Origin of the sequence: Paenibacillus sp. JNUCC-31, assembly GCF_014844075.1 — a bacterium.
Taxonomy (GTDB): Bacteria; Bacillota; Bacilli; order Paenibacillales; family Paenibacillaceae; genus Paenibacillus.
The window spans coordinates 3714677-3737615 of the sequence record NZ_CP062165.1; the positions used below are offsets into that span (position 1 = coordinate 3714677).

At 50.3% G+C, this 22939-nt stretch carries 12 protein-coding genes, 17 tRNA genes and 3 rRNA genes; all 32 read left to right on the forward strand.

Going from position 1 to position 22939, the window contains the following annotated elements:
* The first annotated feature begins 19 nt into the window (after window positions 1–19).
* The 32 genes from JNUCC31_RS15980 (at window position 20) to JNUCC31_RS16135 (ending at window position 22435) form a co-directional block, all read left to right on the forward strand.
* Entirely contained in the window at window positions 20–2026 is a 2007-nt protein-coding gene (locus JNUCC31_RS15980; protein WP_192272538.1) for a cache domain-containing sensor histidine kinase, read from the forward strand.
* Window positions 2023–3627 (forward strand): response regulator, encoded by a 1605-nt coding sequence (locus JNUCC31_RS15985; RefSeq protein WP_192272540.1) that lies wholly within the window; start codon window positions 2023–2025, stop codon window positions 3625–3627. Before JNUCC31_RS15980 ends, JNUCC31_RS15985 begins: the two co-directional genes overlap by 4 nt.
* A gap of 53 nt (window positions 3628–3680) precedes the next feature.
* The gene (locus tag JNUCC31_RS15990; RefSeq protein WP_192272542.1) at window positions 3681–4226 is read left to right on the forward strand and encodes a GNAT family N-acetyltransferase; all 546 of its coding nucleotides are present in this window, start codon (window positions 3681–3683) and stop codon (window positions 4224–4226) included.
* Window positions 4227–4957: 731 nt separating this feature from the next.
* A 16S ribosomal RNA gene (locus JNUCC31_RS15995) occupies window positions 4958–6509 on the forward strand.
* A gap of 339 nt (window positions 6510–6848) precedes the next feature.
* Window positions 6849–9772 (forward strand): 23S ribosomal RNA (locus JNUCC31_RS16000).
* Window positions 9773–9852: 80 nt separating this feature from the next.
* A 5S ribosomal RNA gene (gene rrf / locus JNUCC31_RS16005) occupies window positions 9853–9969 on the forward strand.
* The 16S, 23S and 5S rRNA genes sit together here with 17 tRNA genes alongside, the layout of an rRNA operon.
* A 38-nt stretch (window positions 9970–10007) precedes the next feature.
* Window positions 10008–10081, forward strand: a tRNA-Ile gene (locus JNUCC31_RS16010).
* A gap of 28 nt (window positions 10082–10109) precedes the next feature.
* Window positions 10110–10185, forward strand: a tRNA-Ala gene (locus JNUCC31_RS16015).
* A 1-nt stretch (window position 10186) separates the two neighbouring features.
* Window positions 10187–10262: transfer RNA gene (locus JNUCC31_RS16020), tRNA-Asn, on the forward strand.
* A gap of 4 nt (window positions 10263–10266) precedes the next feature.
* A tRNA-Glu gene (locus tag JNUCC31_RS16025) sits at window positions 10267–10338 on the forward strand.
* Between the two features lie 124 nt (window positions 10339–10462).
* Window positions 10463–10538, forward strand: a tRNA-Val gene (locus tag JNUCC31_RS16030).
* A 20-nt stretch (window positions 10539–10558) separates the two neighbouring features.
* Window positions 10559–10632: transfer RNA gene (locus JNUCC31_RS16035), tRNA-Met, on the forward strand.
* Between the two features lie 27 nt (window positions 10633–10659).
* Window positions 10660–10737 (forward strand) — tRNA-Asp (locus tag JNUCC31_RS16040).
* Between the two features lie 134 nt (window positions 10738–10871).
* Window positions 10872–10947: transfer RNA gene (locus JNUCC31_RS16045), tRNA-Phe, on the forward strand.
* An 18-nt stretch (window positions 10948–10965) separates the two neighbouring features.
* Window positions 10966–11041: transfer RNA gene (locus JNUCC31_RS16050), tRNA-Thr, on the forward strand.
* Between the two features lie 9 nt (window positions 11042–11050).
* Window positions 11051–11136: transfer RNA gene (locus JNUCC31_RS16055), tRNA-Tyr, on the forward strand.
* Between the two features lie 7 nt (window positions 11137–11143).
* Window positions 11144–11219 (forward strand) — tRNA-Lys (locus JNUCC31_RS16060).
* Window positions 11220–11225: 6 nt separating this feature from the next.
* Window positions 11226–11306: transfer RNA gene (locus JNUCC31_RS16065), tRNA-Leu, on the forward strand.
* Between the two features lie 10 nt (window positions 11307–11316).
* Window positions 11317–11391: transfer RNA gene (locus tag JNUCC31_RS16070), tRNA-Gly, on the forward strand.
* A gap of 7 nt (window positions 11392–11398) precedes the next feature.
* A tRNA-Arg gene (locus tag JNUCC31_RS16075) sits at window positions 11399–11475 on the forward strand.
* 14 nt (window positions 11476–11489) lie between these two features.
* Window positions 11490–11568: transfer RNA gene (locus JNUCC31_RS16080), tRNA-Leu, on the forward strand.
* 7 nt (window positions 11569–11575) lie between these two features.
* Window positions 11576–11649: transfer RNA gene (locus JNUCC31_RS16085), tRNA-Pro, on the forward strand.
* Between the two features lie 9 nt (window positions 11650–11658).
* Window positions 11659–11729 (forward strand) — tRNA-Gly (locus JNUCC31_RS16090).
* A 317-nt stretch (window positions 11730–12046) separates the two neighbouring features.
* A complete protein-coding gene (iolD, locus tag JNUCC31_RS16095) occupies window positions 12047–13912 on the forward strand; it encodes a 3D-(3,5/4)-trihydroxycyclohexane-1,2-dione acylhydrolase (decyclizing) (RefSeq protein WP_192272544.1) in 1866 nt (621 codons plus the stop codon).
* A gap of 180 nt (window positions 13913–14092) precedes the next feature.
* Window positions 14093–14989, forward strand: a complete 897-nt coding sequence (gene iolE, locus JNUCC31_RS16100; protein ID WP_192272546.1) for a myo-inosose-2 dehydratase — start codon at window positions 14093–14095, stop codon at window positions 14987–14989.
* Window positions 14990–15221: 232 nt separating this feature from the next.
* Entirely contained in the window at window positions 15222–16232 is a 1011-nt protein-coding gene (gene iolC, locus JNUCC31_RS16105; RefSeq protein ID WP_192272548.1) for a 5-dehydro-2-deoxygluconokinase, read from the forward strand.
* Between the two features lie 101 nt (window positions 16233–16333).
* Window positions 16334–17809, forward strand: a complete 1476-nt coding sequence (locus JNUCC31_RS16110; RefSeq protein WP_323374386.1) for a CoA-acylating methylmalonate-semialdehyde dehydrogenase — start codon at window positions 16334–16336, stop codon at window positions 17807–17809.
* 69 nt (window positions 17810–17878) lie between these two features.
* The gene (iolG, locus tag JNUCC31_RS16115) at window positions 17879–18931 is read left to right on the forward strand and encodes an inositol 2-dehydrogenase (RefSeq protein ID WP_192272550.1); all 1053 of its coding nucleotides are present in this window, start codon (window positions 17879–17881) and stop codon (window positions 18929–18931) included.
* A gap of 108 nt (window positions 18932–19039) precedes the next feature.
* Entirely contained in the window at window positions 19040–19849 is an 810-nt protein-coding gene (gene iolB, locus JNUCC31_RS16120; protein ID WP_192272552.1) for a 5-deoxy-glucuronate isomerase, read from the forward strand.
* A gap of 208 nt (window positions 19850–20057) precedes the next feature.
* A complete protein-coding gene (locus tag JNUCC31_RS16125) occupies window positions 20058–21071 on the forward strand; it encodes a LacI family DNA-binding transcriptional regulator (RefSeq protein ID WP_192272554.1) in 1014 nt (337 codons plus the stop codon).
* Between the two features lie 372 nt (window positions 21072–21443).
* Complete coding sequence (locus tag JNUCC31_RS16130; RefSeq protein WP_192272556.1) at window positions 21444–21944, forward strand: hypothetical protein; 501 nt, start codon at window positions 21444–21446, stop codon at window positions 21942–21944.
* Window positions 21941–22435: a GNAT family N-acetyltransferase gene (locus JNUCC31_RS16135; RefSeq protein ID WP_192272559.1), complete on the forward strand. Its 495-nt coding sequence runs from the start codon at window positions 21941–21943 to the stop codon at window positions 22433–22435. Before JNUCC31_RS16130 ends, JNUCC31_RS16135 begins: the two co-directional genes overlap by 4 nt.
* Window positions 22436–22939 lie beyond the last annotated feature (504 nt).

Below are 22939 nucleotides of genomic sequence, written 5' to 3' on the forward strand. Positions count from 1 at the left end.
CGAAACGAGTTGACTCCGCATGCGGAAACGAAAATTTTCGTTATTTCTAAATCAAAAGCTGCAACAAAGCAAGCTCTCCACGTTGATGGTGACTTGCTTTATTGTATTTAACCTGATGCTTGTCTCAGTTATTGTCTGGCTGGCGTACCAGTCGTTCTCTGCTGTTACGTTTACCGAGATCAGCAACGCGCGACTAGCTCTCCTGAACGAGAGTACACGCCGTGGTTTTGATTTTATTACAGGGGTGACAGGCACAGCCTACTCTCTGGCGAGCAATCGTGAGCTGTCGAATCTGCTGGATACAAACGGAACGGGAAGGCTGACACAGATCCACCAACGGCGGGAGTTATCCAGAATACTGGATCATACGCTGGTTGTCAGTGAAGGCATTACCTCGGTGGAGATGTATACGGATGCCTTCAACGGGGTCACCGTCACGATGGCTGACCGCATCTATCCAGTGAATACGATTGCCGGCGATTCATGGTTTGCTGCACTGGAGCAGGCGGATGCGGCCTGGGTGCCTTTGCGGGAAAACGAGTCTGGTCAATCGCTGATCGGATACGCGCAGCGAATCTTTGACAGCCGGGGTGGCACGGTGGCGTACGTGCTCATAAGGCTGAGTCGCGCGGACATTGTACGGAGATTTGCGGATATGCCCATGGTACTGGATGGACAGGTGCTGTTGGTGGATACCGCAGGCAATGTCGTCATGCAAATGGGTGAGGACATTGTAGAGGGAACGTCTGATGAAGATTTGACCTTAACCAAAGGTAACTCAAAAATTTTATCTTCTATTAATACCTCTGCAAATGCTTCTGCAACCGGGGAAAGTGAACCTGTTGTAGACAGCGCATGGATTCAGGAGCACGCCGAGCACGGGCAGGACGGATTTGAAGTAGTTTCCGGCAAGGGCGGAGGAGCGCAGCTTGTTTTGTATTCAAGGCCAGCCATGCTTCAGTGGCATCTGGTGCAGACCATTCCTGTGCATACCTTATTATCTCCAATGAGGCAGGCGGGCTGGCAGGTCCTTGGGATAGCCGTACTGGGGTTATTATGCTCGGTTGTACTCGCGTATCTGTTCGTGCGACGGATTGTTCGTCCCTTGCGTCAGCTCATCAAACGGATGAGGCAGCTGGAGAAGGGGGATTTCAATACCCGTGTTCAGTTATCATTCACCGAGGAATATGCCCATTTGGCTTATGGGTTCAACCATATGGCTTCACAGCTGACAGCGTTAATGGATCAGGTCAAGGAAGAGAGCCGCGCGAAGCGTGAAGCCCAGACTGGTTTACTGGAGGCGCAAATTAAACCGCATTTTTTGTACAATACACTCGATATGATCCACTGGCGGGCCCTGGATTATGAAGCCAAGGATATCAGCCGGATGATTGTACAGCTCAGCAAACTGTTACGCATTGGATTGAGCGGTGGCAGGCTGTTTATTCGAGTGCGGGATGAACTGGAGCATGCCCGTTGTTACGTCAACATTCAGTCCGAGCGGTTGCCCTTTTCCATCGACTATCAGGAAAAGATTGATCCACGTGTCCGCGGCTGTTATATTCCCAAGATCATTTTGCAGCCCTTTATAGAAAATGCGGTCATGCATGGGTATCCAAAGGAAGGGAAACTTCGCATACAGATTGATATGGGTGAGTCGGAGAGCAGTCGTCTATCAGGAGCAAATGATTCTTCAACCTGCCTTCTCACCGAATCATCAACGGAGTCATCCGAATTAGGCAGCCAATCTATGGGCTATCGTCCAACCGTAAAGTCTGCTAATGCACCCAAAATCATCATTCGCATTAGAGACAACGGACAGGGCTTGCCTGAAGGCTGGAAACTGGAGGAGACGTCGGGCATCGGTATACGGAATGTACATCAGCGTATTCAACTGTATTGTGGCACCGGGTATGGCGTTGATCTATGTACAGGTGAATTGGGCGGGGTAGAAGTGACCATTACGCTGCCGCGCATTGAAACGGAAGATCAGTTAACTCTGTGGCTGGGCGGTGAAAATGAATGAAAACGATTATGCTCGTAGACGATGATCCACATATTGTAAAAGCATTGACCGAACATATTGATTGGCCATCCCTTGGCCTCAACATTGCAGGAACGGCAGCCAATGGCGTGGAAGCACTGGAGCTGTTCCAGCGGCTGCGTCCGGATCTTGTCATGACGGACGTCTATTTGCCAGGAATGACAGGACTTGAGGTTACGCAGAAGCTGCGGAGGGATCATCCCCATCTGCCGATTATCATTCTTAGCGGATATGACGAATTCGAGAATGCCAGGGCGGCCATGCGCTGGGGCGTGAATCATTTTTTGCTGAAGCCTGCAGGGGTGGAGGAGATTGAGTCTGTTCTGCGTGAGGTATTACTGGAACAGGATGTGAGGGAGCGGCATGAGCGGCTGGAGCAGACGTACAAACAAGAGATTGGACGGGTGGTTCCTTATCTGCGCAAACTGTTTCTCCATGAGCTGTTGACCACGCGCTATCAGGCAGAGGAATTACCTGCGCAGCGTATGGAATATGTGGGGATTCGCATGCCCGCTCAGGTACGCGCCATCAGTTTGCAGCTTCATCGCCCCGGCTTCCTGACACGAATGAGAGAGCGGGACTGGCAGCTGTTAAGGTATGGGGCAGCGGATATTATTCAGGAGACCGTCAAGGAACAGCAAGTTGTACAGATGTCTGACGGTCAGGTAGAGATTGTGGATTATTCGGATCAGGTATTTGTGCTGCTTCTATTGGACGTGGACCACCTAGAGCAGATGGAGTCCCTACTGGACCGGATGATGGATCAGATTTTTACGTATCTCAAGATCGAAATGAGTGCAGGTATCGGGACGTCCAAAGGTCACTTGTGTGAGATGATGGACTCTTATCTGGAGAGCAGGGAAGCGCTGGAGAAAGCAGAATTTCAGGGCGGGAGCCGGGTTTACCGATATGATTCATCAGATACTTTAGAGCCGTGCGTGACGGATTACTCGCTATTGCTGCGACAATGGAATGAGTGCTGGGCGGATATGAGGACTGATCTGGCAGAGGACATATGGGTTCATCTACGCACTTTGTTGGACGAAGGGAGTGGTACGAGTATTCAGGATGTGCAAGTTGTGGCTGTGAGTCTGTTCGACACGCTGATTCATAGCTGGAACCGGCATTATCCCATGCTGGCACCACCGCTCGCGATGAGTACCTTTTTGCGGGAGATTCAATCCAAATATGCGCTGCAGGATCTGGTATGCTGGATGGACGGCATTATTCGAAACTGGATGGATCAGACACGGAAAGAGATGGGCGAGAAGAAAAGCAATAAACTGGTGGAGCAGGTAAAACAGTACGTTGAAATGCATTATGCTGAAGAGATCAGTTTTGAAGCGATCGCCAAGGGGCTGTTTGTACACCCCAAATATTTGAGTCAGCTGTTCAAGAGAGTAACCGGAGAGAATTTTGTGAGTTATGTGAACGGGTACCGAATTCAACGGGCGATGGAACTGTTACAGTCAGGGCATTACATGGTCTACGAGGTTAGTGAGATGACCGGGTTCCGTAACGCGACATATTTCAGTCAGGTGTTCAAGATGCTTACGGGCAAGAGTCCTTCTGAAATCGGGTAGAGCAATGAATAGTATATGACCAAAAATAAAGTGGATTGGACGGATTACAACGTATGATTATTGATCAACAGGAATTTAACGTAAATGGATTGATCTATTCGATTAGGTCTGCCGATGAAAAGGATGCCGGGACAATGTCTTCACTTCGTGTGCAGATGGATGGAGAAACCGAGAATATGGATCGCGAACAAGGCGAAGGGTTTATCGATTCGGCTGGATTTGAAGAGATTATTCGGTTGGACACGGGGAAGCAGAGAAACTTATTTCTCGTGGCCATCGTAAAGGGGGAAATCGTCGGGTATTCCAGATGTGAGGGTGTGGATCTAAAGCGATTTTCTCATAAAGTTGAATTTGGCGTCTGCATAGCGAGAGAGTTCTGGGGTTATGGTATTGGTAAGAAGCTGCTGGAGACCTCAATGAATTGGGCAGATACGAATGGAATTGAGAAGATGACTTTGACCGTACTGGGGACGAATGACAAAGCGATAGAGCTTTACAAAAGAATGGGCTTCGAGATCGAGGGGACGTTGAAAAAGGATCGACGACACGCGGACGGTCAGTATTACGATACTGTTGTGATGGGAAGGTTCAAAAGCTGAGGGGCAGGAGAGGTTGTGGCGGGGATGTCGTGAGCAATGAACCAGATGCAGAGTCACTCTTATATAGAAAGAGAGGGTTAATATCAATTATATGTAGATTCTTAAAACCTGATTTTATATCGTACGATAGAAGCTATCGAATATGTGCAATATAACAACGTATATAATCTCTTATACAGGAGACTCTGTTGACTCAAAATGAACAGCTACTCAGTCTAGTATGAAAAGCATAACGAATATAGTTTCTCTTTAAGTATGCTTAACATTTTCATATCTAATGACTGTAGCGGGTCAGGCAGATTATACGGATGATGATCGTTTGGAAGAAGAAATCATATTTACTATGTTTGATCTAACTGAATGAAAAAATAAAATAATGTTATTTAAGTATTGTATTTTAATATTCTGTATGGTATATTCTATTTCCGGCCAAAAAAACACAAGAAACACGGGTGCGGCAAGCGACTCTAATAAGATTCGAAAGAAACTTAAAAAAAGAGCTTGCAAAGTTGGTTCGGAAATGATATGATATAAAAGTTGCTGAGGAGAACGAAACTTGGTAGCAAAATGAGTTTGGTCTTTGAAAACTGAACAACGAGTGAGTAATGATCTTGCTTGCAAGATCGACGCTGAGAAATCGGTATTCGTCTTCGGACGGTATCCTTTCAAAGCACAAATGAGATTTTTAATCTCGTCAGATTCAAAATGAGCTTATCGCTCTTTTCAATACTTTATTGGAGAGTTTGATCCTGGCTCAGGACGAACGCTGGCGGCATGCCTAATACATGCAAGTCGAGCGGACTTGATGAGAAGCTTGCTTCTCAGATAGTTAGCGGCGGACGGGTGAGTAACACGTAGGCAACCTGCCCTCAAGTTTGGGACAACTACCGGAAACGGTAGCTAATACCGAATAGTTGTTTTCTTCGCCTGAAGAGAACTGGAAAGACGGAGCAATCTGTCACTTGGGGATGGGCCTGCGGCGCATTAGCTAGTTGGTGGGGTAACGGCTCACCAAGGCGACGATGCGTAGCCGACCTGAGAGGGTGATCGGCCACACTGGGACTGAGACACGGCCCAGACTCCTACGGGAGGCAGCAGTAGGGAATCTTCCGCAATGGGCGAAAGCCTGACGGAGCAATGCCGCGTGAGTGATGAAGGTTTTCGGATCGTAAAGCTCTGTTGCCAGGGAAGAACGCTTGGGAGAGTAACTGCTCTCAAGGTGACGGTACCTGAGAAGAAAGCCCCGGCTAACTACGTGCCAGCAGCCGCGGTAATACGTAGGGGGCAAGCGTTGTCCGGAATTATTGGGCGTAAAGCGCGCGCAGGCGGTCATTTAAGTCTGGTGTTTAATCCCGGGGCTCAACCCCGGATCGCACTGGAAACTGGGTGACTTGAGTGCAGAAGAGGAGAGTGGAATTCCACGTGTAGCGGTGAAATGCGTAGATATGTGGAGGAACACCAGTGGCGAAGGCGACTCTCTGGGCTGTAACTGACGCTGAGGCGCGAAAGCGTGGGGAGCAAACAGGATTAGATACCCTGGTAGTCCACGCCGTAAACGATGAGTGCTAGGTGTTAGGGGTTTCGATACCCTTGGTGCCGAAGTTAACACATTAAGCACTCCGCCTGGGGAGTACGGTCGCAAGACTGAAACTCAAAGGAATTGACGGGGACCCGCACAAGCAGTGGAGTATGTGGTTTAATTCGAAGCAACGCGAAGAACCTTACCAGGTCTTGACATCCCTCTGACCGGTACAGAGATGTACCTTTCCTTCGGGACAGAGGAGACAGGTGGTGCATGGTTGTCGTCAGCTCGTGTCGTGAGATGTTGGGTTAAGTCCCGCAACGAGCGCAACCCTTGATCTTAGTTGCCAGCACTTCGGGTGGGCACTCTAAGGTGACTGCCGGTGACAAACCGGAGGAAGGTGGGGATGACGTCAAATCATCATGCCCCTTATGACCTGGGCTACACACGTACTACAATGGCCGGTACAACGGGCTGTGAAGCCGCGAGGTGGAACGAATCCTAAAAAGCCGGTCTCAGTTCGGATTGCAGGCTGCAACTCGCCTGCATGAAGTCGGAATTGCTAGTAATCGCGGATCAGCATGCCGCGGTGAATACGTTCCCGGGTCTTGTACACACCGCCCGTCACACCACGAGAGTTTATAACACCCGAAGTCGGTGGGGTAACCGCAAGGAGCCAGCCGCCGAAGGTGGGATAGATGATTGGGGTGAAGTCGTAACAAGGTAGCCGTATCGGAAGGTGCGGCTGGATCACCTCCTTTCTATGGAGAATCGTTTCCTGTAACGGAAACATTCAAATACAAGTCTTCAGGAAGCATGCTTCCGAAGCGAGCTTTACTTCGTAAAGCTTTTCACTCACTCGTTGCTCAGTTTTGAGAGCTCAAACTCTCAAACAGCTTGCTTTTGCATGGAGCTTGTTCTTTGAAAACTAGATATCGAAACGAAAAATGCGAATTAGAACATTCCTTTTTAGCTGAACTTGTGTAAACAAGTTTCAATAAAAACGGTAGATTGCATGAGCGAGTGATCGAAATGGAGCGACTTTTGGCTTTGGACGCAGTCCAAAACAAGTGGAGCGACAGCTCGAACACGAGCGATATGGTTAAGCTACTAAGAGCACACGGAGGATGCCTAGGCGCTAGGAGCCGATGAAGGACGTGGCGAACAACGAAACTGCCTCGGGGAGCTGTAAGCAAGCTTTGATCCGGGGGTGTCCGAATGGGGAAACCCAGCTGGGGTAATGTCCAGTTACACCTAACTGAATACATAGGTTAGTGTGAGGCATACCAGGGGAACTGAAACATCTAAGTACCCTGAGGAAGAGAAAACAATAGTGATTCCGTCAGTAGCGGCGAGCGAACGCGGAGAAGCCCAAACCAGAGAGCTTGCTCTCTGGGGTTGTGGGACGTCTCACATGGAGTTACAAAGGAACCGGTTAAGTGAAGAGGTCTGGAAAGGCCCGCCAAAGAAGGTAAAAGCCCTGTAGCTGAAAGTCTGTTCCCTCCGAGACGGATCCCGAGTAGTGCGGGGCACGTGAAACCCCGTATGAATCCGGCAGGACCATCTGCCAAGGCTAAATACTTCCTAGCGACCGATAGTGAAGCAGTACCGTGAGGGAAAGGTGAAAAGCACCCCGGAAGGGGAGTGAAATAGAACCTGAAACCGTGTGCTTACAAAAAGTCAGAGCCCGTTTTAGGGGTGATGGCGTGCCTTTTGTAGAATGAACCGGCGAGTTACGTTCCCGTGCAAGGTTAAGGTGAAGAGCCGGAGCCGCAGCGAAAGCGAGTCTGAATAGGGCGATGTAGTACGTGGACGTAGACCCGAAACCGGGTGATCTACCCCTGTCCAGGGTGAAGGTGCGGTAACACGCACTGGAGGCCCGAACCCACGCACGTTGAAAAGTGCGGGGATGAGGTGGGGGTAGCGGAGAAATTCCAATCGAACTCGGAGATAGCTGGTTCTCCCCGAAATAGCTTTAGGGCTAGCCTCGGAAAACAGAGTCGTGGAGGTAGAGCACTGATTGGGTGCGGGGCCCGCAAGGGTTACCAAGCTCAGTCAAACTCCGAATGCCATAGACTTACTTCCGGGAGTCAGACAGTGAGTGCTAAGATCCATTGTCAAAAGGGAAACAGCCCAGACCATCAGCTAAGGTCCCCAAGTGTGTGTTAAGTGGGAAAGGATGTGGAGTTGCACAGACAACCAGGATGTTGGCTTAGAAGCAGCCACCATTGAAAGAGTGCGTAATAGCTCACTGGTCGAGTGACTCTGCGCCGAAAATGTAACGGGGCTAAACACACCACCGAAGCTATGGCTTGATGCTTGCATCAGGGGTAGGGGAGCGTTGTATAAGGGTTGAAGGTGTACCGTAAGGAGCGCTGGACATTATACAAGTGAGAATGCCGGTATGAGTAACGAAAAGATCAGTGAGAATCTGATCCGCCGAAAGCCTAAGGGTTCCTGAGGAAGGCTCGTCCGCTCAGAGTAAGTCGGGACCTAAGGCGAGGCCGAAAGGCGTAGTCGAAGGACAACAGGTCGAAATTCCTGTACCACCGTAAGCCGTTATGAGCAATGGGGGGACGCAGCAGGGTAGTGACGCGGACTGATGGATGTCCGTCTAAGCAGTGAGGCTGATGTGTAGGCAAATCCGCACATCGTAAGGCTGGGCTGTGATGGGGAGCGAAAATTATAGTAGCGAAGGTCATGATCTCACACTGCCAAGAAAAGCCTCTAGCCAGGTGATGGTGCCCGTACCGCAAACCGACACAGGTAGGCGAGAAGAGAATTCTAAGGCGCGCGGAAGAACTCTCGTTAAGGAACTCGGCAAAATGACCCCGTAACTTCGGGAGAAGGGGTGCCCGGTAGTGTGAATAGCACGAGGGGGCCGCAGTGAAAAGGCCCAAGCGACTGTTTAGCAAAAACACAGGTCTGTGCGAAGCCGTAAGGCGAAGTATACGGGCTGACGCCTGCCCGGTGCTGGAAGGTTAAGGGGAGCGGTTAGGAGCAATCCGAAGCTGTGAACCGAAGCCCCAGTAAACGGCGGCCGTAACTATAACGGTCCTAAGGTAGCGAAATTCCTTGTCAGGTAAATTCTGACCCGCACGAATGGCGTAACGACTTGGGCGCTGTCTCAACGAGAGATCCGGTGAAATTTTAATACCTGTGAAGATGCAGGTTACCCGCGACAAGACGGAAAGACCCCATGGAGCTTTACTGCAGCTTGATATTGAATTTGGGTACGATCTGTACAGGATAGGTGGGAGCCTTTGAAGCGTGAGCGCCAGCTTGCGTGGAGGCACCGTTGGGATACCACCCTGATCGTATCTAGGTTCTAACCTGGTACCGTAATCCGGTGCGGGGACAGTGTCAGGTGGGCAGTTTGACTGGGGCGGTCGCCTCCTAAAGAGTAACGGAGGCGCCCAAAGGTTCCCTCAGAATGGTTGGAAATCATTCGAAGAGTGCAAAGGCATAAGGGAGCTTGACTGCGAGACCTACAAGTCGAGCAGGGACGAAAGTCGGGCTTAGTGATCCGGTGGTACCGCATGGAAGGGCCATCGCTCAACGGATAAAAGCTACCCTGGGGATAACAGGCTTATCTCCCCCAAGAGTCCACATCGACGGGGAGGTTTGGCACCTCGATGTCGGCTCATCGCATCCTGGGGCTGAAGTAGGTCCCAAGGGTTGGGCTGTTCGCCCATTAAAGCGGTACGCGAGCTGGGTTCAGAACGTCGTGAGACAGTTCGGTCCCTATCTGTCGTGGGCGTAGGAAATTTGAGAGGAGCTGTCCTTAGTACGAGAGGACCGGGATGGACGTACCGCTGGTGTACCAGTTGTTCCGCCAGGAGCACCGCTGGGTAGCTATGTACGGAAGGGATAAGCGCTGAAAGCATCTAAGCGTGAAGCCCCCCTCAAGATGAGATTTCCCAGTATGTAAGACCCCTTGAAGACGACGAGGTAGATAGGCTGGGGGTGGAAGTGCAGCAATGCATGGAGCTGACCAGTACTAATCGGTCGAGGGCTTATCCAAATATGCAGGTTGTAATCGCAGGTTTCGTTTCGGATCTAGTTTTCAGAGAATAAACTCTGAATGTAAGGCTAAGCTAAGCGTTTGGTGGCGATGGCGGAGGGGTTCCACACGTACCCATCCCGAACACGACCGTTAAGCCCTCTAGCGCCGATGGTACTTGGACCGCAGGGTCCTGGGAGAGTAGGACGCCGCCAAGCGAAACCCCTTTGGGGTATTTTTTTTCGATTTTTCATAAGGGCCCTTAGCTCAGTTGGTTAGAGCGCACCTCTGATAAGGGTGAGGCCGGTGGTTCGAGTCCACCAGGGCCCATAGTAATACCAGATATACTAGAGTATATGGGGCCATAGCTCAGCTGGGAGAGCGCCTGCCTTGCAAGCAGGAGGTCAGCGGTTCGATCCCGCTTGGCTCCACCATTCCCTGATAGCTCAGTTGGTAGAGCACTCGACTGTTAATCGAGTTGTCACAGGTTCGAGTCCTGTTCGGGGAGCCATTAAGGCCCGTTGGTCAAGGGGTTAAGACACCTCCCTTTCACGGAGGTAACAGGGGTTCGAATCCCCTACGGGTCATAGCTATATCTATTAGCTTAAATAAGGGATGAGAATCCCAAAGGTTCGTCGGAGGATAAGTTTCGTTAGCAATTGCTACGCAGTCTCGAACGAAGTGAGAGTATCCCCTACGGGTCATAAATATGGAGGCTTAGCTCAGCTGGGAGAGCATCTGCCTTACAAGCAGAGGGTCGGGGGTTCGATCCCCTCAGCCTCCACCATATAGTTTTCTGAATAACGACGCGGGGTGGAGCAGCCCGGTAGCTCGTCGGGCTCATAACCCGAAGGCCGCAGGTTCAAATCCTGCCCCCGCAATTATACTTTCTTCATTGAAAGTGATCTGGAACCGTGGTGTAGTTGGCCTAACATGCCTGCCTGTCACGCAGGAGATCGCGGGTTCGAATCCCGTCGGTTCCGCCATCTTGATTTTGCTTCAGGGATGAGAATCCGTTTTTGGGTTCGTCGGAGGATTCACTTCGAGAGCATCAACTTCGCAGTCTCGAACGAAGTGAGAGTATCCCGTCGGTTCCGCCATTAATCCAATAATTAAATAAGGCTCGGTAGCTCAGTCGGTAGAGCAGAGGACTGAAAATCCTCGTGTCGGCGGTTCGATTCCGTCCCGAGCCACCATTTATCACAACTTCATATGCCGGTGTAGCTCAACTGGTAGAGCAACTGACTTGTAATCAGTAGGTTGGGGGTTCAAGTCCTCTCGCCGGCACCATGTAATCCTGGAGGATTAGCGAAGCGGCCAAACGCATCAGACTGTAAATCTGCTCCCGTACGGGTTCGGTGGTTCGAATCCATCATCCTCCACCAGTTATATGAGTCATTAGCTCAGTTGGTAGAGCACCTGACTTTTAATCAGGGTGTCGAAGGTTCGAGCCCTTCATGACTCACCATTATATGCGCGTGTGGCGGAATTGGCAGACGCACTAGACTTAGGATCTAGCGTCTTTGACGTGGGGGTTCAAGTCCCTCCACGCGCATCCTTTATAAGCGGACGTGGCTCAGCGGTAGAGCATCGCCTTGCCAAGGCGAGGGTCGCGGGTTCGATTCCCGTCGTCCGCTCCAATATTTTGCGCCCTTAGCTCAGCTGGATAGAGCGTTTGACTACGAATCAAAAGGCCGGGAGTTCGAATCTCTCAGGGCGCGCCATTATAACTTCATATGCCGGCGTGGCGGAATGGCAGACGCGCTCGACTCAAAATCGAGTGGGAAACCGTGGAGGTTCGAGTCCTCTCGCCGGTATAGATAACGGGATGTAGCTCAGCTTGGTAGAGCACCTGGTTTGGGACCAGGGGGTCGCATGTTCAAATCGTGTCATCCCGATCTTTATATGCGGGTGTAGTTCAATGGTAGAACTTTAGCCTTCCAAGCTAATAGCGTGGGTTCGATTCCCATCACCCGCTTTATAGAAACGCAAAAAAGAGATGGTTGCTGCCATCTCTTTTTTGCGTTCTTTGGCGTTTTTAGCAGTCCCCGGATACTTCCCTTCATGGTTAAAAACGTAATCGAAACATCGCTGGAACAGCAGTTAGCATTATTAAAATACGATGTGGATATACCAGGTCTGATTTTATTTTTTAAAACGCTTACAAATATATCTTGCCTTATCCTTCCCCCTGTAATACTATATCAATTAAGCGCTTAACCTATAGGGGTAAGGCGCTTAAACTTAGCTGGATTAAGCGCTTAACCCGTAAAGGGAAGGGAGATGTTCAATCACATGAAAACAATTAGACTGACCATGGCTCAGGCACTGCTCCGATACCTAGATCAGCAATATATTTCGGTTGATGGGGTGGAAACCAAGTTTGTGAAGGGTGTCATCGGCATTTTTGGACACGGCAACGTAACTGGCATTGGGGAAGCACTGGAGCGCAGCCCGGGAAGCCTGACGTATATGCAGGGCAAAAATGAACAGGGCATGGTTCATACAGCAGCGGCCTATGCCAAGCAGAAGAACCGCAGACAGATATATGCGTGTACCACATCCATTGGTCCCGGTGCACTGAACATGATTACCGCAGCGGCAACAGCAACGGTCAATCGGATTCCTGTTTTATTGCTTCCAGGTGATAACTTTGCCACGCGTGAGCCAGATCCCGTTTTGCAACAACTGGAGGTCAGCGGGGACTATACAATTTCAGCCACTGATCCGTTTAAGGCGGTCAGCAAATACTGGGATCGTATCGTGCGTCCCGAACAGCTGATGATCGCTGCCACGCAGGCAATGCGTGTGCTGACGGACCCGGCAGAGACAGGCGCAGTAACGCTGGCGCTGCCGCAGGATGTGCAGGCAGAGGCGTACGATTACCCTGAATCGTTCTTCGCCCGTAAGGTGCATTACCTGGACCGTCGCCCCCCGGTTCAGGCTGCTATTGAACGGGCAGCGCAGCAGATTGCCCGGGGTAGGAAGCCGCTGATCATTGCAGGCGGCGGTGTGTTGTATGCCGAGGCATCTATGCAGCTGGCTGAATTCGCCGAGGCATTTGGCATTCCGGTTGCCGAGACGCAGGCTGGCAAGAGTGCTTTGCCGTGGAGCCACCCACTTAATGTGGGGGCCATCGGCGTTACCGGCTCCCTGGCTGCCAATAGGCTCGCCAGGGAAGCGGATGTAGTGATCGGCGTCGGAACCCGGTTTTCGGATTTTACGACGGCGTCCCGGTCTGCTTTTCAACATCCTGAAGCGACTTTCATCAATATAAACTTGAACGGCATGGATGCTGCCAAACTGGGTGGTGAGGCAATTCTGGCGGATGCACGGGAAGGTTTGCAAGCTTTGCAAATCGCTTTACAGGAACGGCAATACCGCAGCGGTTACGGAACATCCGAGATCGCCGAACTGCGGGATGAATGGAACACCGAAGTGGATCGGCTCTATGGGCTACAACATGAGTCGGGGCTGGCACAGACCACCGCGGTCGGTATCGTGAACCGGACCATTGACCCTTCTTCCGTCATTGTGTGTGCAGCAGGAAGTTTACCTGGAGATTTACACCGTCTGTGGCGTGCGGCTGCACCGAAAACATACCACATGGAGTACGGCTTTTCCTGTATGGGCTATGAGGTGAGCGGGGCATTCGGGGCGGCTCTCGCTGAGCCGGATCGTGAAGTCTATGCCATGGTGGGTGATGGCAGCTACCTAATGCTGCATTCTGAACTGGTGACGAGCTTGCAGGAACAGAAGAAAATGACCATTTTGCTATTTAACAACAATGGATTCCAGTGCATTCATAATCTGCAGCGAGAGCATGGGAGTGATGGGTTCGGCAATGAGTTTCGCTATCGGGAATCGGAGAGTGGAAGACTTACCGGGGATTACATGCCTATGGATTTTGCGGCACATGCCCGCAGCCTGGGAGCCAAAGCCTACAAGGCAGAGACGGCAGAGCAGTTAGAGCAAGCGATCAGGGATGCACGGAATGAGACTGTGACCACACTGATCGAAATTCCGGTTGTGCCTGGAACCAATGCAGGCGGATATGAGTCGTGGTGGAACGTGGGCGTACCAGAGGTATCCACCGAGGAAAAGGTGGTAACTGCACATCACGCAATGCAGATAAATCGAGGGAAAGCCAAGCTCGTTTAATTGCCCGTTTTGTATAAATTCAAGGCTTTTTTCAGTAAGCAAGATTTAGATCGGAATATTTCTATTCGTCTAGGTTGTATGAGAGAGTTAAGACGAATGATTCAAAGTGCAAAGTGCTAAACTCGGCACACTGCACTGAATGATGCAAAAATGTTGAACCACAAAAGGAGACGTGGAGCCATGAACAAGCTGCCATTTCAGCTCGGGATTCATCCGATCAACTGGGTCGGAGAGGATGTAAAGGAGCATGGTGATGCAACAACATGTGAACAGATTCTCGATGATATTCAACGCCTCGGACTAACCGGTACGGAGATGGGACGTAAATATCCCACCAATCCAGACTTATTGCGGGAGGAACTAGGCAAGCGGAACATACGCCTCGTTTCCCAGTGGAAATCGGTATTGTTCTCCGACCCGGCGTATCGTCAGTCTGAGCTGGACAGCTACCGAAGACATGCTGAATTTCTGCAATCGATGGGCAGTACGGTGATTAGCACCGCAGAAGTGGGAGGGTCCCTGCATTTTGATCCAAGGCGGACACCGCATGAAAATGAAGTGCTGAGACTCAATAAATCCGAATGGGAAATTCTTGCTGAGGGATTGAACGAAGCAGGAGCCATTGCCCGTGAGTACGGGTTGAAGCTGACATATCACCATCACGGCGGCACGGTAGTCGAGCAGCCGGAGGAAATCGATAAACTGATGGGGCTGACTGACCCATCGCTTGTTTATTTGCTCTATGACACAGGCCATGCCTACTACGGTGGAGCCGACCCGCTAACGCTCTTGCGCAAACATTATGACCGGATTGCCTATATCCACCTTAAGGATATCCGTCCACAAGTTCTGGACGAAGCGCGAGCTGAACAGTCCGATTTTGTTGGCTGCATTCGTAGAGGGGTATTCACGGTCCCTGGAGATGGCTGTATTGATTTTGCACCGATTCTGCAGGAACTAATTACCCGGGGGTATGATGGCTGGGCAATGCTTGAAGGGGAGCAGGACCCGGCGATTCACAATCCGTATGAGTATGCGCGGCGATCCTTGCAATATATGGAGTCCTTGAACCCATAGAGTGGGTAAAGGCATGGCAGTCCGGAGAGGAATATAGTTTACGACGAGAAATTCTGATCCAACTTTGCGTGAATGTTTTATTTATGACTTGCTGATACCATATGAGTTTCCATTTCATCTTTCATGGTCTAACAACATAACTGTGACGAAACCTGAATGTTAAATTCGCAGCTCTAAATTAAATATCCATATGAACATGCGATATCCCATCACAGAAAGGGGTTCAAATGCAATGACCTACGTATCCTTTCCTGATTCCAGGAAGATGGATTTCACCGCAATCGGCCGTCTGTGCATCGACTTGAATGCCAATGAGATCAATCGCCCGATGGAAGAGACGATGACGTTTACGAAATATGTAGGCGGTTCTCCGGCCAATATCACGATCGGCATGTCCAGGCTCGGCATGGAGACTGCTTTTATCGGCAAAATCGCGAATGACCAGATGGGCAGATTCATTAACAGCTATCTGGAGCGGAACGGGATCGATACGTCAAATGTGGTAACGGACGATACCGGAGCAGTGACAGGGCTTGCTTTTACCGAGATCAAAAGTCCAACCGACTGCAGCATTCTAATGTACCGGGATAATGTGGCTGATCTATTATTGCAGGCCCGAGAGGTAGAGGAGCAGTTAATTGCCGATTCCAAAGTACTGTTGATCTCAGGCACAGCCCTTGCCCAGAGTCCATCGCGAGAAGCGGTATTCCAGGCCCTGACGTATGCAAAAAAGCATGGCACCATCATTGTATTCGATCTGGACTATCGTCCCTACACATGGGCATCTGACGAAGAAACAGCGGTCTATTATAACCTCGCAGCTGAGAAGTGCGATATCATCCTGGGCACACGTGAAGAGTTCGACATGATGGAGACGTTTGACCACAATCCAGACCATAGCGATCAGGTGACCGCGCAAAAATGGTTCGATTTCTCAGCTCAAATTGTTGTCATTAAACATGGCAAGGAAGGCTCCATAGCCTATACAGGTGAAGGGTTATCTCATCAAGCGGACAGCTACCCTGCGCGTGTTGTGAAGACGTTTGGGGCGGGTGATTCTTACGCGGCGGGATTTCTATACGGGTTGATGCAAGGGTGGACGATTGAACGCAGCATGGCGTTTGGCAGTGGGGCCGCAAGTATCGTTATTTCCAGCCATAGCTGCTCGGATGCGATGCCGACAGTGGAACAGGTGAATGACTATATTGAACGCTGCAATCGCGGCGAAATTACGGCGTCTTGAAGCGTGTTGAAATAATTAAATCACTTAGAGAACGTAAAATATATTTGGATTACTTGGAGTAGTTTAGAGTAACGCACATATGAGCGAAGGGAGACAGGGCTATGGGAAAAGGGATATCGAAAGCGTCAGCAACAGCGACAATGGTTCAAAACTGGATCGGGGGTGCCTGGGTGACCCCGGCGGCAACCCGTACAGAGCCGGTCGTGAATCCGGCTACAGAAGAGGTCATTGCATACGTACCGCTGTCTGAACAGGCGGACGTGGATTTGGCCGTCCAGACGGCACGGGAGGCGTTCCCGTCCTGGAGCGGTACACCGGTTCCCCGCCGCGCGCGCATTTTGTTCCGTTACCAGCAGCTGCTGGTAGAACATTGGGAAGAGTTGGCTCGGCTGGTTACGCTGGAGAACGGCAAAAGCTATGCCGAAGCCTACGGCGAGGTTTTACGCGGCATTGAATGTGTCGAGTTCGCGGCAGGCGCCCCGAACCTCATGATGGGCAAACAGCTGCCCGACATCGCCACAGGACTGGAGTCGGGCATGTACCGGTACCCGATCGGTGTGATTGGGGGGATCACCCCCTTCAACTTTCCGATGATGGTACCGTGCTGGATGTTCCCGCTAGCGATTGCGTGCGGCAACACCTTTGTCCTGAAGCCGTCCGAGCGTACGCCACTGCTGGCAGGCCGACTGGCCGAGCTGTTCAAGGAAGCGGGGCTCCCGGACGGCGTGCTGAACATCGTTCACGGTGCACATGACGTCGTGAACGGGCTGCTTGAACACAAGGATGTTCAAGCGATCTCTTTTGTCGGCTCCCAGCCTGTCGCCGAATACGTCTACACCACTGCATCCGCGCATGGCAAAAGGGTACAGGCGCTTGCAGGTGCCAAAAACCACTCAATCGTTATGCCAGACGCTGATCTCGACCTGACGGTGAAGGAAATTACCAGTGCGGCCTTCGGCTCAGCCGGAGAACGCTGTATGGCCTGCTCGGTTGTCGTCGCTGTGGGCGATGTGGCTGATGCATTGGTACAAAAGCTGGTGGAAGCTGCTGATCGCATCACCATTGGTAATGGCATGGATGAAGGGGTGTTCCTCGGTCCTGTCATCCGTGGCCCACATAAGGAACGTACACTCAGTTACATTGAATCCGGAGAACAGGAAGGTGCAGCCCTGATCCGGGATGGACGCAAGGATGATGCGACAGGCAAATCCGGTTATTTCGTTGGGCCAACGGTATTCGATGAGGTACAGAGCAGCATGAAAATCTGGCAAGACGAGATTTTTGCTCCAGTGCTCTCCATTGCTAGAGTTGCTACGCTGGAGGAAGCTGTGGAGTTGGCGAACCGTTCCGATTTTGCCAATGGGGCATGCCTGTTCACCCGCAGTGGAGCAAGCATGCGCCAATTCCGTGAAACGATTGATGCGGGCATGTTGGGCATTAACCTGGGCGTACCAGCGCCAATGGCGTTCTTCCCTTTTTCCGGCTGGAAGAAATCCTTCTACGGTGATCTGCATGCTAATGGCACGGACGGTGTTGAATTCTATACTCGCAAAAAGATGGTCACTGCCCGCTGGTAACAACCAGGGCATCATTGGGGCTAAGGGGAACGCCCAGCCCATATGGACGCACATAGGGAGGATAACGGAATGGGCAAGGATAAAGTGAGAATTGGCATCATCGGCGCTGGACGTATTGGCAAAATTCATGCAGACAATCTTCTGCGCAACCCGCATGCCGAGATTGTTGGCATCAGTGATTTATTTGCAGGGCCCGAGCTGGAGGAATGGGCTTCCAGTCGTGGCATTCCGGTGGTAACGACAGATAGCACCCAGTTGATTGCTATGCCAAATGTGGATGCAGTGCTGATCTGTTCTTCAACAGATACGCATGTGCCACTGATTGAACAGGCAGCCCAAGCAGGCAAACACATTTTTTGCGAGAAACCGGTCAGTATGGACCTTCTTCAGACGGAGGCAGTCGTTGCAGCCGTGGAGAAGGCGGGGGTGAAGCTGCAAATTGGATTTAACCGCCGCTTCGATCACAACTTCAGACGGGTACGTGCACATGTTCAGGATGGAACGATTGGTGATCCTCACATTATCAAAATCACTTCTCGTGACCCGAGCCCGCCGCCAGCGGAGTATATTCGGGTGTCTGGCGGGATCTTCATGGATATGATGATCCACGATTTCGATATGGCCCGGTATTTGTCCGGGAGTGAGGTGGAGGAAGTCTATGCACAGGGCAATGTGCTGATTCATCCTGTTTTTGCGGAACACGGCGATGTGGATACGGCCATTGTGACCATGAGTTTTGAAAATGGAGCAATCGGCGTTATTGATAACAGCCGCCAGGCGGTATATGGATACGATCAGCGTGTCGAGGTATTTGGCTCGTTGGGCAGCGCGGCAGCTGCAAATGATCATCCAAATACGGCAGAAGTCAGTACATCAGCCGGGCTGATGCGCGACAAGCCGCTACACTTTTTCCTGGAACGATACAACGAGGCGTATGTGCAGGAGACAGCTCTTTTCATCGACGCGATCCGGAACGATGCACCTGTCATTGTGAACGGAAATGATGCGATTCAGGCAGAGCGTATTGCGCTTGCCGCACGCATGTCCATGGAACAAGGCAGACCTGTGAAGCTGAGGGAAATCCAGGGAATATCGATGGAATCGCAGAAGGTTGCTCCGTAATTGTAAGGTGATTTAATAGAGTATAATTTTCTTTCTTGCAAATGAGGTTCTTCTCTTCTATTGAACACGGTTTGATATGAATGGTTACAGAAAGGAGTGGGTGGCAGCATGTCAGAACGTATCGTGAAACCAGTGGTGAGCCCTGATGGAGATGGCACGGTTTTAACCGTAACACCGGAGTCTGCGGGCTGGGATTATGTTGGGTACCAGGTCATACAACTTGCGGAAGGACAGACGTTAACTCGTGAGAGCGGGGACCAGGAACTCTGTATTGTGCTTCTGAGCGGTTTGGCTAATGTAAGTACTCGTGAACAAAAATGGGAGAATATTGGGAAAAGAATGAGCATCTTCGAGAAAATCCCTCCATATTCAGTTTACGTATCAAGTTCAGATCAGGTGGAGTGCACGGCTCTTACTGCATTGGAGATTGCCATATGTTCGGCACCGGGAAAAGGCACGTACCCAGCTCGTCTGATTACCCCGGAAGACGTGGGCGTTGAGACGCGTGGTTACGGTAACCTGGAACGACAGATTCACAACATTTTACCGGAACAAAAAGAAGCTGACAGTCTGCTCGTCGTTGAGGTGTTCACGCCAGATGGGCATTGGTCGAGCTATCCTCCTCATAAACATGACCGGGACGCCTTGCCTGACGAATCCTTGCTGGAGGAAACGTATTATTTCCGAGTTCAACCAGAGCAGGGGTTTGCCATTCAACGAATCTACACGGATGATCGATCTGTGGATGAGACGCTTGCAGTGAACAATGGTGAAGTCGTGCTTGTCCCGTTCGGATACCATCCGGTAGGGGCCCCTCCGGGATACGAGGTTTATTATCTGAATGTGATGGCAGGGCCAACCCGGACATGGAAGTTCCACAACGACCCGGATCATGATTGGCTGATGAATAAAAAGTAGTATTGATACATGGCATACACTTAGGTTGTATCCAAAAAGCGAGCTGGGTTATCCGATTCCATTATCCGTATTCAGTAAGCTATCCAGGCCTGGTTCACCATTTGCCTCGGCTTCAAGTTGCGTATGCGGAATTCCCCCTGCATAATGAGAAGAAAACGATTATCTATATATAAGGGAATTTATATATAGCACAAATGGGGAAATAACAATGAAAGCAACCATATATGATATAGCCCGCGAGGCGGGGGTATCGATTGCAACCGTCTCACAGGTCATTAACGGCAAAGGTAAAATTAGTGAGAAGCGGCGCGCCGAGATTATGGAGATCATGGAGCGTCTTCACTATCAGCCGAGTGCGATCGCAGCTGCACTTACAGGTAAACAGACGTATACGCTCGGACTGCTCGTGCCCGATATTTCCAATCCATACTTTGCTGAACTGGCCAGAGCAGTTGAGGATCGTAGTCGGCAGTTGGGCTACAGCGTCGTCATTTGCAGCACGGATAACAAGGACGAGCGGGTAGAGCGGTATCTGAACCTGCTTCAGCAAAAAAGGGTCGATGGCATGATGATCGGTACAGGTATCGATAATGCCGAGATTCTCTCTCCACTTCTGCAACAGTCGATACCTGTTGCACTGATCGCCCGTCATATGCCTTCATTGTCTGTGCATACCGTTGCGATTGATGACAGGCTTGGCGGCGCCTTGGCAGCAGAGCATCTGCTTGAATTGGGTCATACTCGTGTAGCCGTGCTGTCGGAGCCATCCAAAGTCAGCAGCAGTAAGGAGCGCGTTCGCGGATTCCGCGAAGCATTGGAGATGGCTGGTCTTTCTCTTGGAGCTGATCAGGTGAGAGAGTCATCTGCCGATCTGGGTTCAGCCAAAAAAGAGGCCCTCGTGTTTCTCACGGAACAGAATCGAGCCACAGGCCTTTTCTGCTGTAACGACATGCAGGCGATTGGTGCGCTCCAGGCTGCCAAAGAGCTCGGCCTGCGTGTGCCTGAAGATGTATCGATCATCGGATTTGATAATACAATTCTGGCTTCGGTAACCAGTCCACCTCTGACGACGGTCGCCCAACCAATTGAGGATCTGGGGCGTCGTGCCGTTGATTTATTAATTGATGAGTTAAAAGATGAAAGCAAACCACCGCAGAGAGTTGTTCTGAAGCCTGAGCTGGTCGTTAGAGATTCGACAGGGAATGTATCGAATCAATATTAAAAACAGCAGTTCCGTAAGCGGATATCCTCGAACGATCCAGGCGGGGACACCCATTGCTGTTGTTATTTTAGTCTATTCAAACAAGCCGCGTGCCTCTACGGAGGAACACGGCTTGTTTGAATTAAACCTTGGATGCTACCCATTTCACATATCTGTATTCGCATGCCAAGCTCGCTCGTTGGTGCGTTCCACTTCGTCAGTTAGCAAGCAAGAGGCAGAGCTTGAAACGAAGGGGGTTCCCAGGGAATCTCGACACGTAATGCCAGATTATTAACATTATTTTTATTGGTCTAGAACAATTTTTGGATAAGATGGTATACTTGGTTAAAATCATTAATTTCCTGATTAACCCGATAACGAGAGGAGATTTCAATGAAAAAAAGAACTAAAATCATTCTTGGTACACTCATTGTAATCGTCATTGCAGCTATTGCCATACCCATGTATATTTCCAGGCAACACACCACCTTTCGGGCTGAGGTCATGGACCATATGGGCATGCTGGATACACTGGATCGTCTGGTGATTAGAAAAATAGCGATCAACGGTCCATATAATGAAGATGAAGTAACCATTACAGACCCTCAAGAGATTAAAGGTATATTGAAGCTTGCGAAGGATCTTGAGCTTAGGAGAGTAAAGAAAATAGATCCTTCTGAGTGGGCTCCCTATTACTATGAATGGGAACTCTTGATTAAGAAAGAAGATCGATTTACAGAAGGGTTTGGCATTACGTTCTATAACGAACATGCTGTCTCCATCTATAGCGGATACAAAACGAGAGACCAGCACGCAAATTATGAAATGACCAATACGTTTAATGTCAACGAGATGGAACGCCTTTTTACCAATTTGAAGGAGGGGAAGGAATGACAGAGTATCAATTGCGTCCGATTGAAGAACAGGATATCCCTTTTCTGTGGCAGATGTTGTATGCATCCCTGTTCAACCGGGAGGGAGAGGAACCTTTTGAACCTGAGATCATCCATAGTCCCGGCATGTCCAAGTACGTTGAAGACTGGGGAAGAGAAGGGGATTTTGGATTTATCGCTGTAGATTCCCAGGGGAGGCGTATGGGATCAGTGACATTGCGGTTCTATAATGATCAAAATGCGGGATACGGATATGTCAATGCGGCTACGCCCGAGATGGGCATGGCAGTGGTCGAGACTGCGCGTGGAAAGGGAATTGGAACTCGCCTTATTCAGGCTGCGTTGGAAGAAGCTCAAAAGAGGGGCATTAATGCCGTATCGCTCAGTGTTGACCCGGATAACGAAGCCATTCGGCTATATCAGCGTTTCGGATTTGTTGAACAAGGCATGTGTGATACATCCGTAACGATGGTGTGTGCGATAAACTCATGATTCTATCGCACACAGGATGATCCTGAACTAAGTGTGAATGAAGCTGCCTTATAAGTCATGAACAGTTAAATGTTTCATTAGTTTGATATTTGTTTGATAATACGCCTGTTAAGAAATTCTATTCTCTTGGTGCCTGCAACCTAACAGCCTTTTGATTATTTTAATAAAATGCCAAACTTCATCATACGTTTTCCCCATGGAACTCAGTCTGATACTGTGGTTCCTTGGAATCCGTTCAGCTGCATTTTGGCAATCGCACCGCTACTTCTACACTCGCACGTTTTATGCCCCACTGTACCAGCAGCTTTTGGTACTCCACGATTTTCTCCTTCGTATCCTGGGGAAATGCCTTCTTATTCCGCATGTATGAGTTGTAACCGGACATTAAGCATAAAAAAGTCGCCCAGTTATCACGACTGGACGACCTTTTCGATGTGTATTGCATGCGTGATGGATTGAATCAATGAAATTATACATTAAAATCCGTTAAGTATGAAGCTGCTG

Bases quoted from the DNA above. Each gene is read 5' to 3' on its own strand.
- JNUCC31_RS16110 (WP_323374386.1), top strand. From the start codon at position 16,334: ATGGGAAAAGGGATATCGAAAGCGTCAGCAACAGCGACAATGGTTCAA.
- JNUCC31_RS15985 (WP_192272540.1), top strand. From the start codon at position 2,023: ATGAAAACGATTATGCTCGTAGACGATGATCCACATATTGTAAAAGCA.
- iolG (WP_192272550.1), top strand. From the start codon at position 17,879: ATGGGCAAGGATAAAGTGAGAATTGGCATCATCGGCGCTGGACGTATT.
- JNUCC31_RS15980 (WP_192272538.1), top strand. From the start codon at position 20: ATGCGGAAACGAAAATTTTCGTTATTTCTAAATCAAAAGCTGCAACAA.
- JNUCC31_RS16135 (WP_192272559.1), top strand. From the start codon at position 21,941: ATGACAGAGTATCAATTGCGTCCGATTGAAGAACAGGATATCCCTTTT.
- iolC (WP_192272548.1), top strand. From the start codon at position 15,222: ATGACCTACGTATCCTTTCCTGATTCCAGGAAGATGGATTTCACCGCA.
- JNUCC31_RS16130 (WP_192272556.1), top strand. From the start codon at position 21,444: ATGAAAAAAAGAACTAAAATCATTCTTGGTACACTCATTGTAATCGTC.
- iolD (WP_192272544.1), top strand. From the start codon at position 12,047: ATGAAAACAATTAGACTGACCATGGCTCAGGCACTGCTCCGATACCTA.
- JNUCC31_RS15990 (WP_192272542.1), top strand. From the start codon at position 3,681: ATGATTATTGATCAACAGGAATTTAACGTAAATGGATTGATCTATTCG.
- JNUCC31_RS16125 (WP_192272554.1), top strand. From the start codon at position 20,058: ATGAAAGCAACCATATATGATATAGCCCGCGAGGCGGGGGTATCGATT.
- iolB (WP_192272552.1), top strand. From the start codon at position 19,040: ATGTCAGAACGTATCGTGAAACCAGTGGTGAGCCCTGATGGAGATGGC.
- iolE (WP_192272546.1), top strand. From the start codon at position 14,093: ATGAACAAGCTGCCATTTCAGCTCGGGATTCATCCGATCAACTGGGTC.